This is a genomic window from Streptomyces sp. NPDC044003 (assembly GCF_056435185.1).
Window position 1 is genome coordinate 848817 of the sequence record NZ_JBWKFA010000003.1, and the last position, 15370, is coordinate 864186.

At 74.5% G+C, this 15370-nt stretch carries 17 protein-coding genes; 7 read left to right on the forward strand and 10 right to left on the reverse strand.

The genetic code is table 11. The annotated features are described in order from the left end of the window. Nucleotides 1-6: 6 nt before the first annotated feature. From AC07AW_RS15750 to AC07AW_RS15760, 3 genes are read left to right on the forward strand one after another with little or no spacing between them, the layout of a single operon-like run. Nucleotides 7-858 carry a FadR/GntR family transcriptional regulator gene (locus tag AC07AW_RS15750; protein WP_478815986.1) on the forward strand — a complete coding sequence of 284 codons (852 nt, stop codon included), beginning with the start codon at nt 7-9 and terminating at the stop codon, nt 856-858. Beyond that, nucleotides 812-1597: a cache domain-containing protein gene (locus tag AC07AW_RS15755; protein ID WP_478815987.1), complete on the forward strand. Its 786-nt coding sequence runs from the start codon at nt 812-814 to the stop codon at nt 1595-1597. Before AC07AW_RS15750 ends, AC07AW_RS15755 begins: the two co-directional genes overlap by 47 nt. A gap of 25 nt (nt 1598-1622) precedes the next feature. Beyond that, nucleotides 1623-2126 (forward strand): tetratricopeptide repeat protein, encoded by a 504-nt coding sequence (locus AC07AW_RS15760; RefSeq protein WP_478815988.1) that lies wholly within the window; start codon nt 1623-1625, stop codon nt 2124-2126. Between the two features lie 48 nt (nt 2127-2174). On the opposite strand, the gene AC07AW_RS15765 is transcribed toward AC07AW_RS15760, so the two are convergent. Genes AC07AW_RS15765 through AC07AW_RS15775 form a run of 3 tightly spaced genes read right to left on the reverse strand, consistent with a single transcriptional unit; the run spans nt 2175 to nt 4426 of the window. Beyond that, nucleotides 2175-2795: a TOPRIM nucleotidyl transferase/hydrolase domain-containing protein gene (locus tag AC07AW_RS15765; RefSeq protein WP_478815989.1), complete on the reverse strand. Its 621-nt coding sequence runs from the start codon at nt 2793-2795 to the stop codon at nt 2175-2177. Nucleotides 2796-2846: 51 nt separating this feature from the next. Then, on the reverse strand, nt 2847-3167 hold the full coding sequence (locus tag AC07AW_RS15770) for a cupin domain-containing protein (RefSeq protein WP_086829565.1): 321 nt from the start codon (nt 3165-3167) through the stop codon (nt 2847-2849). Beyond that, nucleotides 3164-4426, reverse strand: a complete 1263-nt coding sequence (locus AC07AW_RS15775; RefSeq protein ID WP_478815990.1) for an MFS transporter — start codon at nt 4424-4426, stop codon at nt 3164-3166. The genes AC07AW_RS15770 and AC07AW_RS15775 overlap by 4 nt, the downstream gene beginning before the upstream one ends. Nucleotides 4427-4555: 129 nt before the next feature. On the opposite strand from AC07AW_RS15775, the gene AC07AW_RS15780 reads away from it, so the two are divergent. After that, nucleotides 4556-5503 carry a LysR family transcriptional regulator gene (locus AC07AW_RS15780; protein ID WP_478815991.1) on the forward strand — a complete coding sequence of 316 codons (948 nt, stop codon included), beginning with the start codon at nt 4556-4558 and terminating at the stop codon, nt 5501-5503. Here the strand turns inward: AC07AW_RS15780 and AC07AW_RS15785 are convergent. The 6 genes from AC07AW_RS15785 to AC07AW_RS15810 form a co-directional block, all read right to left on the reverse strand. After that, entirely contained in the window at nt 5436-6746 is a 1311-nt protein-coding gene (locus AC07AW_RS15785; protein ID WP_478815992.1) for a M20 metallopeptidase family protein, read from the reverse strand. The two genes, AC07AW_RS15780 and AC07AW_RS15785, sit on opposite strands and share 68 nt — an antisense overlap. A 92-nt stretch (nt 6747-6838) precedes the next feature. Beyond that, a complete protein-coding gene (locus tag AC07AW_RS15790; protein ID WP_478815993.1) occupies nt 6839-7372 on the reverse strand; it encodes a VOC family protein in 534 nt (177 codons plus the stop codon). Nucleotides 7373-7457: 85 nt separating this feature from the next. After that, entirely contained in the window at nt 7458-9116 is a 1659-nt protein-coding gene (locus AC07AW_RS15795) for an acyl-CoA dehydrogenase family protein (RefSeq protein WP_478815994.1), read from the reverse strand. Next, complete coding sequence (locus AC07AW_RS15800) at nt 9100-9717, reverse strand: TetR family transcriptional regulator (RefSeq protein WP_478815995.1); 618 nt, start codon at nt 9715-9717, stop codon at nt 9100-9102. Before AC07AW_RS15800 ends, AC07AW_RS15795 begins: the two co-directional genes overlap by 17 nt. Nucleotides 9718-9790: 73 nt before the next feature. Beyond that, complete coding sequence (locus AC07AW_RS15805; protein WP_478815996.1) at nt 9791-10309, reverse strand: hemerythrin domain-containing protein; 519 nt, start codon at nt 10307-10309, stop codon at nt 9791-9793. Nucleotides 10310-10392: 83 nt separating this feature from the next. Next, on the reverse strand, nt 10393-10977 hold the full coding sequence (locus AC07AW_RS15810; protein WP_478815997.1) for a TMEM165/GDT1 family protein: 585 nt from the start codon (nt 10975-10977) through the stop codon (nt 10393-10395). A 298-nt stretch (nt 10978-11275) separates the two neighbouring features. Between AC07AW_RS15810 and AC07AW_RS15815 the strand changes: the two genes are divergently transcribed. Genes AC07AW_RS15815 through AC07AW_RS15825 form a run of 3 tightly spaced genes read left to right on the forward strand, consistent with a single transcriptional unit; the run spans nt 11276 to nt 14503 of the window. Next, complete coding sequence (locus AC07AW_RS15815; RefSeq protein ID WP_478815998.1) at nt 11276-11881, forward strand: TetR/AcrR family transcriptional regulator; 606 nt, start codon at nt 11276-11278, stop codon at nt 11879-11881. Next, nucleotides 11878-13389: an MFS transporter gene (locus tag AC07AW_RS15820; RefSeq protein ID WP_478815999.1), complete on the forward strand. Its 1512-nt coding sequence runs from the start codon at nt 11878-11880 to the stop codon at nt 13387-13389. Before AC07AW_RS15815 ends, AC07AW_RS15820 begins: the two co-directional genes overlap by 4 nt. 1 nt (nt 13390) lies before the next feature. Continuing rightward, on the forward strand, nt 13391-14503 hold the full coding sequence (locus AC07AW_RS15825; protein WP_478816000.1) for a PP2C family protein-serine/threonine phosphatase: 1113 nt from the start codon (nt 13391-13393) through the stop codon (nt 14501-14503). Here the strand turns inward: AC07AW_RS15825 and AC07AW_RS15830 are convergent. After that, nucleotides 14500-15369, reverse strand: a complete 870-nt coding sequence (locus AC07AW_RS15830) for a carbon-nitrogen hydrolase family protein (protein ID WP_478816001.1) — start codon at nt 15367-15369, stop codon at nt 14500-14502. The genes AC07AW_RS15825 and AC07AW_RS15830 overlap by 4 nt on opposite strands. Nucleotide 15370: the final 1 nt, after the last annotated feature.

The window sequence follows — 15370 nt, forward strand, 5'->3', positions numbered from 1 at the left end:
TTAACCGTGAGACCGAACGGCAGGCCGGACGACGGCGGCGGCGCGGCCGGGACGGGCGCGGCCCGCAGGGCCGTCTTCACGCCCGTCGACACCCGGGCGCGGGTCGACACCGTCGTCCGCCGCATCGGCGACGCCATCGAGCTCGGACTCCTCGCCGACGGGGAGCAGTTGCCCGGCGAGACCGAACTCGCCGGACAGCTCGGCGTCTCCACCGTCACCCTGCGCGAGGCCCTCATGGCCCTGCGGCAGCAGGGCCTCGTCACCACCCGCAGGGGCCGCGGCGGCGGCAGCTTCGTCACCCTGCCCGACAACCCGCCGGAGGAGCGGCTGCGCGCCCGCCTCGCCGACTGGTCCACCGAGGAACTCCGCGACCTCGGTGACCACTGGGCCGCCGTCTCCGGCGCCGCCGCCCTGCTCGCCGCCCGCCGCACCCAGCCCGGAGACCTGCGGCCCCTGACCCGCACGGTCGAGGAACTCGCCGCGGCCGGAGACCCGGCGACCCGCAGCCGGCTCTACGGGCGCTTCCACGTCGAACTGGCCGCCGCGGCACAGTCCGCCCGGCTCACCCGCGAGGAGATCGCCCTCCAGACGGACCTGGGCGCGCTCCTCTGTCTCGTCCTCGACGACCCCGTCCATCTCGGCAATGTGTCGGATCGTCACCGCGCCGTGATCTCCGCCGTGCAGGATGAGGCCGACGAGCGGGCCAGAACGCTCGCCGAGACGTGCGTACGGGAGTCAGTGGGGCGGCTGATCGCGCTGCGCCTCGGCAGCCCCGGCCGCGCACCCGAGCCTCGTCCCGAGGAGGACACGCATGGGCAGGAGCACCGGGCTCGCGGGCCCCGCGGGGGTCACCACTGACACGGAGGCGGTCGACGCGGTCGTCCGCCGCGTCCGGGGCACCCTCGAAGAGGTCTTCGCCGTCGTCGCCGAGACCGGCCGCGACACCGGCACCCTGCTCGCCGAGGCCTCCCGACCCGGGCGTGAACCCGTCGCCGCCGACCTGGCCGGCCTGCGCCCCGGACTGCGGGCCCGGCTCGCCGGCCACCCGCTCGTCTCCGGTGTGGGCTTCGTCGCCGCGCCGGGCCTCCTGGCCGACGTACCGGGCTGGCTGGAGTGGTGGCAGCGCGGCCCCGACGGAGCCGTACGCCCGCTGCTGCTCGACCTCGACCCGCAGCACTCCGCGTACTCCGACTACACGCACTGGGACTGGTACACGCTGCCCCGCGAGACCGGCCGCCGGGCCGTCGCCGGGCCGTACGTGGACTACCTCTGCTCCGACGAGTACAGCCTCACGCTCTCCGCGCCGGTCGAGCTCGGCGGCCGGTTCATGGGCGTGGCGGCCGCCGACGTCTACCTGCGGCACTTCGAGGCGGCCGTACTGCCCGTGCTCCAGCGGCTGCCCGCACCGGCCCGGCTCGTCAACGCGCGGGGCCGGGTCGCCGCCTCCACCGACCCGGCGCATCTTGCCGGATCCCTCACCAAGGGCCCGGACTTCGGCGCCGTCCTCGCCGGCCCTCCGGCCGAACACCGCACCGACGGACTGCTCCTGCGCCCCTGCGGCGATACCCCGCTCGTCCTGGTCATGGCGGACGACTGAGCCGGCGAGCTGCGACGATGTCGCCATGACCTACCCCGAGGAGAAGAACGGCCCGCTGGCCGAAGCCGTCGCACTGCGCGAACAGGGCCGGAAGGAAGAGGCCCGCGAACGGCTCGTCGCGCTCGCCGCTCGGTGGCCTGACGATGCCGAGGTCGCGTACCAGACGGCCTGGGCGCACGACGTCCTCGGCCTGGAGGCGGAGGCCGTGCCCTACTACGAGCACGCCCTCGACGCCACCGGGCTCACCCCGGACGACCGGCGCGGCGCCCTCCTCGGCCTCGGGAGCACCTACCGGGTCCTCGGCCGGCACGAGGACGCGGTCGCCCTCCTGACCCGGGCCGCCGACGAGTTCCCCGAGGACGGAGCGCTCCGCGCCTTCCTCGCGATGGCCCTGTACAACACCGGCGACCACCACGCATCGGTCCGACTCCTGCTGCGCCTCCTCGCCGCCACCAGCGAGGACCCGTCGGTACGCGAGTACCGCCGGGCCATCGAGCACTACGCGGAGGACCTGGACGCCTCGCTCTGACGGGCCCTGGGCGCGGGAGGCCGGGGCCCACCGGACCGTACGGGGTGGTCAGAGGCTCGCCAGGAGGTCGTCGAGCGGTATCGGTACCCGGTCGGTGTCGAGGGCCTCCACCAGGAGGGTGCCGTAGCGGATCTTGCGGCCCTTCTTCGTGCCGAGGAAGCGCCGCAGCTGCTGGTCGCGGGGCCGGCCGTGCTGGGCGGGCTGGCTGAGGAAGGTCTGCCAGGGGCGCAGGTCGCCCTCCGCCCGGATGATCTCCTCGACCCTCGCCGGGCCGAGCGCGCGGATGAGTTCGTCCTCCAGGTCCGCCACACAGACGAAGAAGTCCTTCAGCGGCGCTCCGGCCCGCCGCAGCCCCCGCTCGTAGAAGCCGCGCTCGCGTTCGTCGCACAGGCCTGTCAGACGCAGGTCGAGACCGGGCGGTCCGAGCAGTTCGGCGTAGCGGGCCACGCTCATCGCCCCGCCCATCGACACCACGCACACGCCGTCCGCGGCGAGGTCCCGGCCGCGCCGCGCGGCCAGCGTCTCGACCGCCGCGAAGTCGCTCGGCCCTTCCAGGAGCACCGCCGTCCGCAGCCCCAGGCCGACGGCCAGGTCCCTCGCCGTGTCTCCGCCGGAACCACCGGCCGCCCAGCGGCCCACCTCGTCCTGGAACGCCCTCATGTCTGCCATGGGGCGAGTCTGCACGGCCGCGCGCCCGCATGGCACCGAAATATTCGGCGCTCAGTCGTTCACGGCCGTCAGCAGCACCACCGCGTCCTCCAGGGCCGTCAGCCCGTGCCGCTCCTTGGGGATCATCCGCAGCGTGCCCGCCGGCAGTTCCTCCGCCCACCCGGCGGCGGTCAGGTTCACCCGGCCCCGCAGCACCTGGAGACTCGCGGCCGGCGGCGCGTTGTGCTCGTCGAGGGAGGTGCCCGAGGTGAGGGCGATGACGGTCTGCCGCAGCACCCCGTCGTGCATGATCCGGTGGGCGCTGCGCCCGTGCGGTGCCGTACGGGCCGCGGCCAGGTGTTCGTCGGCGAGGGCGGTGAGGTCCAGCTTCATGACTCTCCCTGCGGGATGCGCGGGCGGATACCCCCAGCCTCCCGTGTGACGTCCGGGACGCAACTCGGGGCCGCCGGTCGCGCCGCGACCGTCACCACGAGCCCGCCCACGGTGACGCACGCCCCCGCGGCGAGCAGGGCGGCCGGCCAGCCGTACGCCGCGTACAGCCAGGACCCGGCGAGGGAGCCGAGGGCCCCGCCGCCGAAGGTGGCCAGCATGAAGACCGTGTTGACCCGGGCCGCCACCGCCCGGCCGATCCCGAAGATCCGCGCCTGATTGGCGACCTGGCACGAGCTCACCCCGATCACCAGCAGGTTCGCCCCGGCCACCAGGGCCGCCGGGGAGTACGGGGCGAGCCCGGCCACCGCGAGGCCGAGCCCCGCGCAGGCCAGCCCCCCGGCGTTCACCGCGGACGCCCCGTACCGGTCGGTCAGCGGCCCGGCCGTGGCGGACAGCAGCGCCGCGGGCAGGGTCAGCACCCCGAAGAGGCCCGCGGCCCCCGGGCCGTACCCGAGCGGCGGCGCCGCCAGATGGAAGGCGAGCACGGACCAGAAGACGCTGAAGGCGGCGAAGACGCACGCCCCGAGCAGCGCCGAGATCCGCAGCTCCCGGTGGGCCGAGAGGAGCCGGGGGAGCCCGGCCAGGAGACGGGCGTACGAGGTGTGTCCCCGCGAACCGAGCCGCTCGGGCAGCCGGCGGGGCAGGACGAGGAGCAGCGTGGCCGTCGCCGCGGCCGCCACCACATAGGCGACCCGCCAGCTGCCGCTCGCGTCGGCCACGGCGCCGGAGACCGTACGGGACAGCGTCGAGCCGAGCGTCAGGCCGAGGCCCACCAGGCCCACGACCCGTCCCTGCCGCCCGGGGCCCGCGAGCACCGCCGCCACCGGGGTGAGGATCTGCGGCAGCACCGTCGTGGTGGACAGCGCGAGCGTCGCGAGGGTGAGGGTGACGATGTCGGGCGCCGCCGCGGCGACGAGCAGGGCGGCACTGGTCAGGGCGAGCAGCACCGAGGTGAGGCGGCGCAGTCGCGCGGAGTCGGCGAGCGGCACGAGCAGCAGGATGCCGAGCGCGTAGCCGATCTGGGCGGCCGAGGCGATCAGTCCCGCCGTCCGCTCCGACACCTGGAGGCCGTGCGCCACGGCGGCGAGCAGCGGCTGTGGGAAGTAGATGTTGGCGACGGTGGCCGCCCCTGCGACGGCGAGGAGCAGGACGTTCACGGGCCGGGCGGGGGTGGCGGGGGCGAGGGGGCGTGGGACCACGGAGGGCCTTCCGTACGGGCGAGGGGGACGCCTCCAGGCTCCCGGCCGCCGCCCCGGCCGATCAAGGTGCCATCATGAAACCGGCGTTGAGCCACACTCAACGATCAGCTGACGTCGAGGACGGAACCGATGCTCGAACGATACGAACTGGAGGCGTTCCTCACGCTCGCCGAGGAACTCCACTTCGGGCGCACCGCCGAGCTCCTCGGCGTCTCCACCGGCAGGATCAGTCAGACCGTCAAGAAGCTGGAGCGCCGCGTCGGCACCCCGCTCTTCGCCCGCACCAGCCGCAGCGTCCGCCTCACCCCCGTCGGCCAGGCCCTGTACGAGGACCTGCTGCCCGCCTACCGACAGATGAGGGCCGCCCTCGAACGGGCCACCGCCGCGGGGCGCGGAGTCCACGGGAGGCTGCGCGTCGGCTTCGGCACCCCCTGGGGCGGCGAACTGCTCACGGCCGCCGCCGACGCCCTGCTCGCCTCGTATCCCGACTGCGAGATCACCGTCCGCGAGGTGCCGCTCGACGGCGGGGTCCGCTCCCTCCAGGACGGCACGCTCGATGTCCAGTGCGCCGCCTTCCCGGTCCACGAGCCGGACCTCACCACCGGCCCCGTCGTCGTCACCGACGAACGGGTCCTGCTCCTGCCCGCCGGACACCCGCTGGCCCGCCGCGACTCCCTCGGCCCGGAAGACCTCGCGGGCCTCGACCTGATCGCTCCCGGCGGAGCCGTACCCCGCTACTGGACCGACCACCACTACCCGCGCAGCACCCCGTCCGGCGCCCCCGTCGGCCGGGGACCGGTCGCAGGCACCTGGCAGGAGGTCCTCTCCCATGTGACCGCCGGCCGGGGCGCCTCCCCGGGGGCGGGCCGGGGCGCCCGGTACCACCCCCGTCCCGGCGTCGCCTACGTCCCCCTGCACGGCACCCCGCCCCTCGAATACGGCCTCGTCTGGCCCACCGCCTCCGAATCCGCCCTGCTCAGGGCCTTCGTCGCGGCGGTCGAAGCTCTCGCTACGGAACGGCCAGGTCGCCCGTCAGATGGTCGTACGCCACATGCGCGTGGAGACGGACACCGGTGACGAGGGTGTCGTCGTCCGCGTAGAAGGACGGGTTGTGGTTGGTGACAAGACCGCGACCGCCCTCCACCGGAACCGGCCGGCCGGAGGCGTCCAGCGTCGCGTCCTGGACGCCGAGCATCACGTACAGGCCGCCGAACCGGCCGACCAGCTCGGAGACGTCGTCGTACCCGAGCGTCGCACCCGTCTCCACCACGCGTTCTGTGCCGGCCACCCGGCGGAGGGTCGGCAGCCCGGCCGCCACCCACGGCCCGCTGTTGTGCACGGGCGGCACGGGCTGCAGATACTCCACCGTCGCCGTCGCGCCGTACGCCGCAGCCGAGTGCTCGGCCAGGGTCGTCAGCCGCCGCTGGACCTCGGCCATGTCGGACTCCACGGCGCAGCGGACCGTCCCCCACAGGGTCACCGTCTGGCCGATGATGTTGAACCGGCCCACGTCCTCGACGTGCCCGATCGTCACCGTGACCGGGTCGAAGGCCGAGACCTGCCGGTACAGCTGGCCGATGCCGGTGAGGACCGCGCCGACCGCCGGCATCGGGTCGATCCCCTCCCACGGCGTGGAGCCGTGGACCTGCCTGCCGGTGACGACGATGCGGACCAGGACGGACGCACCGTACTGATTGCCGACCCTGTACCCCACGTACCCCTTCGGGTACGGCGTCACATGCAAGCCGAAGGCCATCGTCGGTACCGGATCGGCGAAGGCGCCCGCCTCGACCATCGCCCGCGCCCCGCCCTCCTCCGTCACCGGCGGGCCCTCCTCGGCGGGCTGGAAGACGAAGAGGACGGTGCCGGGAAGCCGCTCGCGGACACCCGCGAGCACGGTGGCCGCACCGATCAGCATCGCCGTGTGGCAGTCGTGCCCACAGGCATGCGACACGGGGAACGGGCCGCCCGGGTAGCCGGCGTCCACCACCTCGGAGGCGAACTCCGCCCCGCAGAGGTCCTTGACCGGAAGCGCGTCCATGTCCGCGCGCAGCGCCACGACCCGCCCACCGCCGGACGCCACCCGCTCGCCGCCCGGCGCCGATCCGCGCAGGACGCCCACGACGCCGTGCCCCGCGATGCCCGTACGGACCTCGTCGAGGCCCAGGGCCCGCAGATGGTCCGCCACCAGACGGGCCGTGTTCACCTCCCGGTTGGACAGCTCCGGATGCCGGTGCAGATGCCGCCGCCAGGCGACCACCTGCTCCGACACCTTCGCCGCCCGCTCGTCCAGTTCACCGTGGATCGCCTCGCTGCCCAACGGGGACTCCCTCTCGTACCGGCTGACGCCCTGGCCCTGGGAACCGTGCCCGACCAGACTGCCACCCGGGACGGCCCACGGCGCCGGCCCGGTCAGTCGGTCGGACCCACCGGGGCACTGCTGCGCCCCCGGTCCCTCCCGCTGAGCTCGGCGTCGAGCGTCTCCTGGGCCACCCGCATCGTCTCGGCGTACACCGGGTCCTTGAGCCGCCGCCACATCTCGTCCTCGGCGACCTCCTCGACGAGGCTGCTCACCCACCAGATGTTTCCGAACGGGTCGCGGACCCGCCCGCCACGCTGCCCGAAGGCGTCGTCGGCGAGCGGGGTCACGACATGGGCGCCGGCGGCGGTGGCCCGGGCGAACGCCTCGTCCGCGTCGGCGACGAACACCCGCAGCAGGCTCGGCAGGACGGGCCAGTCCGCACGCCGGTCGAAGGCCAGCACGACGGTGTCGCCGACCCGGATCTCACCGTGACCGATCGCCCCGTCCTCGGTGGCCACCCGGGCCAGCTCCTCACCCCCGAACGCCTGGGTGACGAAGTCGAGGAAGGCCCCCGTGTCGTCGGTGACGACCCAGGGCGCCACGGTCGTGTACCCCTGCGGAGTGGTGCCGGTGTGCGCGGACATCCTGATCCCTTCGCCTGTGCCCCTCGTTTCCCTACGGGAGTCACGCTAGGCGCGAAGTAGGTCGGGGGCTGTCCGACATGACCGGTCAGGCGGGCGCGACCACCGCGTCCGGGCCACTGCGCGCGATAATGGCCGCCGTGTCCACGCCCGCCGGCAGCGTGCCGAAGGCGAGGCCACGGTCGCCGTCGAGACGCGAGGCGCAGAACGCGTCGGCGATCGCCGGGTGACCGTGCCGGACGAGCAGCGAACCCTGGAGCACCAGCGCGAGGCGCTCGACGAGCCGCCGTGCCCCGTACGCCACCGCGTCCGGGTCGCCGAGCCCCGCGAGGTCCTTCCGCAGGCCCGCGACCGCCGTGTCGAGCCGCCGGTCGGCGCCCGCACCCCGGTCGACCTCCGCGAAGTACGCCTCCACCGCCTCCGGCTGACGGGCCATCGCCCGCAGCACGTCGAGCGCGGCGACGTTCCCTGAGCCCTCCCAGATGGACGGCAGCGGCGACTCCCGGTAGAGCCTCGGCAGGCCCGAGTCCTCGACGTAGCCGTTGCCGCCCAGGCACTCCAGGGCCTCCGCCGCGTGCGCGGGGGCCCGCTTGCACACCCAGTACTTGGTCACCGCGAGACCGAGCCGCCGCAGCTGCTCCTCCTCCGCGTCACCGCGCACCGCCCGGTCCACCGCGCCCGCGAGGCGCAGCGACGCGACCGTCGCGGCCTCCGCCTCCACGGCCAGGTCGGCGAGGACGTTCCGCATCAGGGGCTGGTCCACGAGCCTCGCCCCGAACGCCGCGCGGTGCGTGGCGTGGTGCACGGCCTGCACGAGCCCGAGACGCATGCCGGAGGCCGAGCTGATGGCGCAGTCGAGCCGCGTCATGTTGACCATCCGGATGATGGTGGCCACCCCGCGCCCCTCCTCACCGACCAGCCGGCCGAGGGCGCCCTCGTACTCGATCTCGGAGGAGGCGTTGGACCGGTTGCCCAGCTTGTCCTTGAGGCGCTGGAGCCGGATCGCGTTGCGGCTGCCGTCGGGCAGCACCCGGGGCACCAGGAAGCAGGACAGGCCGCCGGGGGCCTGCGCCAGGGTGAGGAAGACGTCCGACATCGGCGCCGAGGTGAACCACTTGTGGCCGGTCAGCGCGTACATACCTGGCTCGCCCGTGGGCACCGCCCGGGTCGTGTTCGCCCGGACGTCCGAACCGCCCTGCTTCTCGGTCATCGACATCCCGGCGATGATCCCGCGCTTCTCCGTCGGCACCCGCAGCCCGAAGTCGTACGAGGAGGAGGTGAGCAGCGGCTCGTACACCTCGGCGAGCTCCGGCTGGACGCGCAGCGCGGGCACCGCCGCGTACGTCATGGAGACCGGGCACAGGTGCCCCGCGTCGGCCTGACCCCACACGAACACCTTGGCCGCGCGCGCCACATGCGCGCCCGGCCGCTCGTCCCGCCAAGGCGCGCCGTGCAGACCGTGCCGGACGGCCGTGTCCATCAGCTCGTGCCAGTGCGGGTGGAACTCGACCTCGTCGATCCGGTGGCCGTACCGGTCGTGGGTGTGCAGGACGGGGGAGTGGCGCTCGGCGAGCCGCCCCCACTCCTGGGCCTCCTCGCCGCCCGCCCGCGCCCCGAGCTCGCGGACCTCGGCCTCGGCCCAGCCCGCGCCCTCGCGGCGCAGCGCCTCCAGGAGCGCGGGGTCGGCGGAGACGTCGTAACCGGTCAGCGGTGGTGCCTGGTTGGTGACCTCATGCGTGGTCGGCATCGTGAACTCCCAGTGCTCGCAGGGTGAAGGTGACGAGTGCGGGTACGGTCTCGGGCCCGACGGCCCCTTCCGCCAGCGGCCCGACGAGCGCCTCGGCGCCCGCGCCGACCAGCGCCGAGGCCGTCAGGGCCGGGTCCTGGGGTGGCAGCTCGCCCGAGCGCACGCCCTCCTCGACGCGCGCGGCGAACACGTCCCGGAACGCGCGCCGGAAGACGAGCCGCTCCGCGTCCACGGCCGGGTCGACCGGTTCGGCGAGCAGGGCGTAGGCGAGGCGCGGCGACTTCAGGGCGCGCTGGGCGAAGGTCTCGATCACGGCGACCACCCGCTCGGCCGCCGAACCGTGCCCGGGGTGCCCGGCCGCCTCGGAGACGGCCGCGACCTCCCGGCTCACCACGGTCCTGAACAGCTCGACGGCGAGTTCCGCCTTGCTCGGGAAGTGGCGGTACACGCTGCCCGTGGCGATCCCGGCGCGCGCGGCGACGGCGGCCATCGTGCAGCCCGCGTACCCCTGCTCGGCGAGCAGCCCGAGGGCCGCGTCGACGACCGAGACGCGCTGGGCGTCGAGCCGGGCCTGGACGGCGGGGGTGCGTCGGTAGGGCATGGAAGGAGTGAAGCAGTGATTCACTGCTTCATCAAGAGGCCGGGCGGGGGCGCCCGCCCGGGGACGCCGCGTGTCAGCCGCCGGTCAGGTCGCGGAGCGCGAAGTCGTCCGGCAGCGGGGTGCCGAGCTCGTTGAGCGCCGTGACGAGCTTCTTCTCCTCGTACGTGAAGTGCGACTCCACCAGCGCGACGAGACCGTCCAGCTCGCCGCGCACCCGCCGTACCTCCGCCGGGTCCGGGTCGGTCCCCGGCTCGGCCGGGAGGGTGTCGAGGAGTTCCTGGAGGCGGACCAGGATCTCCTCCACCTGCACGTGGTCGCGGGCCAGTTCGTCGAGCACGGGCCGCAGCGCCGGATACGTCTCGGCGAGGACGGGGAAGACGCCCCGGTCCTCGGCGGTGTGGTGGCGGGTGAGCGCGGAGCAGAAGGCGAGGCAGTGCGCGCGCAGGTTGCGGGGGCGGGCGCCGCCGCCGGAGAGGAAGGAGTCCAGCTCCTCGCGGAGGCGGGCGAGCTCCTCGCGGAGCCAGAGGTGCACGTCGACGAGTTGGTTCCCGAACGCCGCGAGGCGGTCGGCCGGTTCGGAGGTGGTGGCCATGCTGCGCATGATTCCACCGGGCCCGGAACGGCGCACGCCCCCTCCCGGAGCGGGAGGGGGCGTGCGCCGGAGCGGCGGTGTGCTCAGCCGGTGAAGACCTCGGTCAGGGACCAGATCGCGAGCCCCGCCATGCAGATGCCGCCGATGCGCTGCACGGTCTTGAGGGGGACGCGCTTGGCGATGAAGCGGCCCGCGATCAGGGCGAGGGCGGAGACGGTCGTCAGAGCGGCGAAGGAGCCGATCGCCGTCGACCAGGTGCCGTTGGTGGCGGCCAGGTTGGCGGTGGTGATCTGGGTCAGGTCGCCCCACTCGCTGATGAAGACGGCCATGAAGGCGGTCGAGAAGACGGGCCAGAAGCCGCTGACCGTGCGGCCGCCCTCGTCGGCCTCGTCGTCGTCGCCCCCGCCACGCAGCAGCATGAACGCGCCGAAGCCGAACATCAGGGCCGAGACCAGCTTGACCGTCCAGCCCGGCAGCAGCCCGAGCAGGCTGCCGGCGCCCACCGCGATGGCGACGTGGGCCAGGAAGGCGGTGGAGGTGCCGATCCACACGTACAGCGGACGCATGCGCGTGCCCATGGCGAGGGACGCGAACATCGTCTTGTCGGGAAGCTCGGCGAGGAAGATCAGCCCGAAGGCGGTGAGGATCGCCAAGGGGTCGAGGTGCATACCGGGGCTCTCTGCTCGGTCCGGGCCCCGTGGCTCCGCACGACACCTCGGTGGGCGACGGGAGGACCACTCGGCCCGGCATGACGGACCACGCCCACGGGAACGCGGACGTGGCTGTTGCCTGGCCGAAGGTCTCGCCCGTCCGCGTCGTACGCGGACCCGGTCACCGGGAACCCGGGGGTTCCAGTGTGTCGACGACCGGTTCGCGGGGCTACTCCCCTTCGCTGCCGCCGAGTGTAACGGATCAGGGCGCACGGATGGGTAGACACTGTCTACTCGATCTTGGTAGACAGTGTCTATGACCCTGCATGAGAACGGCCCCGAGGCCGAGACCGCGGACGGGCTGCGCGACCGGCTCGTCCGGGTCGGCGTCGAGCTGGTGAACACCGAGGGCGCCCAGGCCCTCTCCCTGCGCGAGATCGCGCGCCGCGCCGGCGTCTCCCACGGAGCCCCCCGGCGGTACTTCCCGGCCCACCTGGACCTGCTGTCCGCGATCGCCCGCCAGGGCTTCGCCGAACTGGCCGCGCGCGTCGCCGAGGAGGACCCCGAAGGAGCCCCGGCCCGCGAGCGGATCGAGGCCCTCGCCCACGTCTACCTCGACTACGCCGGCACCCGGCGCGGCATGTACGAGCTGATGTTCCGGCACGACCTCCTGGAGAGCGGCCGGCTCGGGCTGCGCGAGACCAGCCTGCCGCTCTTCGCCCACCTCACCGCACTCGTCGCCCGGGTCCGCCCGGACGCCGACCCCGTCCTCCTCGCCGGCGCCCTCTGGGCCAACCTGCACGGCATCGCCCAGCTCTGGCACTGGGGCAGCCTCCGGCTCGCCACCGGCGGCGACGACCCGGGCCCCCTCCTGTCGGCCGCGCTCGACGCCCATCTCGGCCCCGAGGAGCCCGCCCCGTGAACCGCACCCTCGTCTGCAGCGTCGTCGGTGCCGCCGTCGTCGCCCTCGACGGCACGGTCCTGACCGTCGCCCAGCCCGCCCTCCAGCACGACCTGCACGCCCGCGTGGGGCAGGTGCAGTGGACCAGCACCGGCTACCTCGTCGCCGTCGCGAGCCTCCTGGTCTTCGCGGGCCGTCTCGGCGACCGTCACGGCCACCGCAGGGTGTTCGCCGTCGGCGCCCTCGGCTTCGCCGCCGCCTCCACCGGGATCGCCCTGGCCCCCGGCATCGGCACCGTCATCGCGCTGCGCGTGCTCCAGGGCGTCTGCGGGGCTCTTCTCCAGCCCGCCACCCTCGGCATGCTGCGCACCGCTTACCCGCCCGAACGGCTCGCGACCCCGATCGCCGTGCGCACCGCCGCCATCGGCCTCGCCGCCGCGGCCGGCCCCCTCGTCGGCGGCGCCCTCGTCTCCTCGTACGGCTGGCGCGCGGTCTTCCTGCTGGGCGTCCCCCCGACCCTCGCGATCGGCCTGCTGGCCCTGAAGTCACCGGACCACCCGGCGGCCGCGCAGGACCACCCCGTCTCACCGGACCACCCGGCCGCGCAGGACCACCGCGTCTCACCGGACCACCGACCGACGGATTTCCCCGACCGCCCGGCATCCGGCCCCGCCACCCCCTCCCGCCTCGCCGCGCTCGACCCCCTCGGCGCCCTCCTGCTCGCCGCCACGCTCGGACTGCTCGTGCACGGGCTCGACGCGGCCTCCCGGCCCGGCGGCACCGGCGCCGCCGTCCTCGCCTGCGCCGCGGCTCTCGGCGCCGGGGCGGTCTTCGCACGGCACGAGCGGCGCGCCGCGCACCCCCTGCTGCCCCCGGCGCTCCTCCGGAGCGTTCCGGTCGTCGCGGGGCTCGCCGCGCTCCTCGCGGCCTCGGCGGCCCTCTTCGGCGCGCTCTTCGTCACGACGTACTTCCTCCAGGACGTCCAGGGCATCGACCCCCTCGGCTGCGCGCTGCGCGTCCTGCCCCTCGCCGCCCTCATGGTCCTCGGCGCGCCGCTCTGCCCGCGGCTCCAGCGACGCTTCGGACCCCGGCGGACGGCGACGGCGGGCGCCGCGCTGCTCGCACTCGGGGTCCTGGGGCTCGCCCGGCTCGACGCGACGGCCGGCGCGGCCTCCGTCGGTATCGCCTCCGCACTCCTCGGGGCCGGGTTCGTCACCCTCATGGTCACCGCGACCTCCGTCGTCGTGCACCGCGCCCCCGAGGGACACGCGGGGGTCGCCGGCGGCCTCCAGCAGACCGCGATGAACGTCGGCCCGGCGCTCGGCGTCGCCACCGCGACCCTCCTACTCGCCCTGGTCCCGGACGGCGGCTTCGTACCCGCTCGGGGAGCCGCCCTCCCGGCCCTGGCGGCGATCGCCGCGCTCGCAATCCCGGCCGCCCTCGCCCTGCCCCGCGCCGCGCCCCGCCGGGGAACACGCCCGGAGGCGTCGCTACCGGAGCCCGGCTCACCGCCCTGCGTACGATCATGAGATGCCCGCAGCCGGTCGCCGCCGCCCTCCCGGCACGGCGGCGCGCACCCAGTTCAACCTCGGTCGCGCCCTGCCCTTCCTGGTCCTGGTCCTGACGGTCGTCGCCGACCTCGTCACCCCGGACCGGGAGCGTTTCGACCGTCTCCTCGTCGCCGCACCCGCGCTCGCCGCCGTCACCTGGAACGTGCGCGAGACCATCGCCATCGGACTGACCGCGATGGGCGTCCGCGCACTCCTCAGCTTCAGCAGGGGCGAGGGATTCGCCTCCGAGCTCCTCGCCAGCGAGGCCGTCATCGCCGTCGTGACCGCCGCCTCCGCGTGGGTCAGCCGGGTGCGGACCCGCTACGAGCGGGACCTGCGCGAGGTCACCGCCGTCGCCGAGGTCGTCCAGCGGGTCGTCCTGCGCCCGCTGCCCGAGCACCTCGGCCGCTTCGAACTGCACCTGCTGTACGTCGCCGCCGCGGCCAAGGCGAGGATCGGCGGCGACTTCTACGAGGCCGTCAAGGTCCCCGGCGCCGTGCGAGTCATGCTCGGCGACGTCCAGGGCAAGGGCCTCGGCGCCGTCGAGACCGCGTCCGTGCTGCTCGGCTCGTTCCGTGCCGCCGTCAACGACGCCCCTGACCTGGCGGCCCTCGCCGACCAGCTCGACGAGGGCCTCGCCCGCTACGGGGCCTGGGACCCGGACTCCGATGCCGCCGAACGCTTCGCCACCGTCCTCCTCGTGGAACTCCCCGACGGCCGGGACATCGCACGGCTCCTCAGCTGCGGCCACCCCGCCCCGCTGCTCCAGCGCGCGACCGGCGTCGAGCCCGTCCACTTCGCCGACCCCTCACTGCCCGTCAACCTCGCGGGCCTCGCCGAGAACCACCACCGGATCGAGGAGGTGCCCTTCGGGCCCGGGGACCGGCTGCTCCTCTACACCGACGGCGTCAGCGAGACCCGCGACCGGGCCGGCACCTTCTACCCGCTGGAGCTGCGCCTGCGCGGCTGGGCCAGGGAGCCGGCCGCGGAGCTGCCCGCGCTCCTCCACCGCGACCTCGCCGCGTACGGAGCGGACGGCCTCGACGACGACGTCGCCGCCGTCGTCGTGGTCCGCCCGCCCCGAACTCCCTAGGCCCTGTCGCGTGCCGGCACCGGCCGGAACGTACCGCCGTACATGGGCAGTGCGATCCGGTCGCCGTAGCGGGCGAGCTGGTCCCAGGGCCGGTTGATGCCGGCGGAGCCGTACGTACGCACGCGCGTGACGGTGTCGAGGTCGAGGACGTCGACGAGGACCTCCTCGCCGGTGCCCGCCTGCTGGCGGATCGTTCCCTCCGGGTCGACGATGACGCTGGCGCCGACCCCGGCCGGGTCGGCGGCGTTGACGTTGACGACGTAGAGCTGGTTCGTCCAGGCGTTGGCCCGGGCGCAGACGAGCTCCATCTCGCGGTCGCGGGTGGTGGTCAGCGTCGGCTGGATGATCACCTCGGCGCCCAGCCAGGCCAGCTGTCGCGCCGTCTCCGGGAACGAACCGTCGTAGCAGATCGCGAGGCCCGCGCGGCCGATACCGGGCAGGTCGAAGACGACGAACTCGCTGCCGGGGCGCGTCTGCTCGTACGGCTGCCAGGGGAAGACCTTGCGGTAGCGGGCGGCGATCTCGCCCTCGGGGGAGACGGCGAGGGCGGTGTTGTAGACGTGGCCGTCGTCGCCCTGCTCGTAGACGCTTCCCGGGACCAGCCAGAGGCCGGTCTCGCGGGCCAGGGCGCAGAGCCGGTCCGTCAGCGGTCCGGGGACCGGTACGGCGGCCTCCCGCATCCACTCCACCCGGGCCTGGAGCAGCGGTGCCTCCGCGGAGAGGAGCAGCTCCGGGACGACGACGAGCTGGACGTGCGGGAAGGTACCGCGTACCGCGCGGACCTGGTCGGCGAACCGTTCCCAGCTGGCCTTCGGGTCATGGGCGACGGGGGTGGTCTGGACGGCGGCGATGGCGAGGGTGCGCATG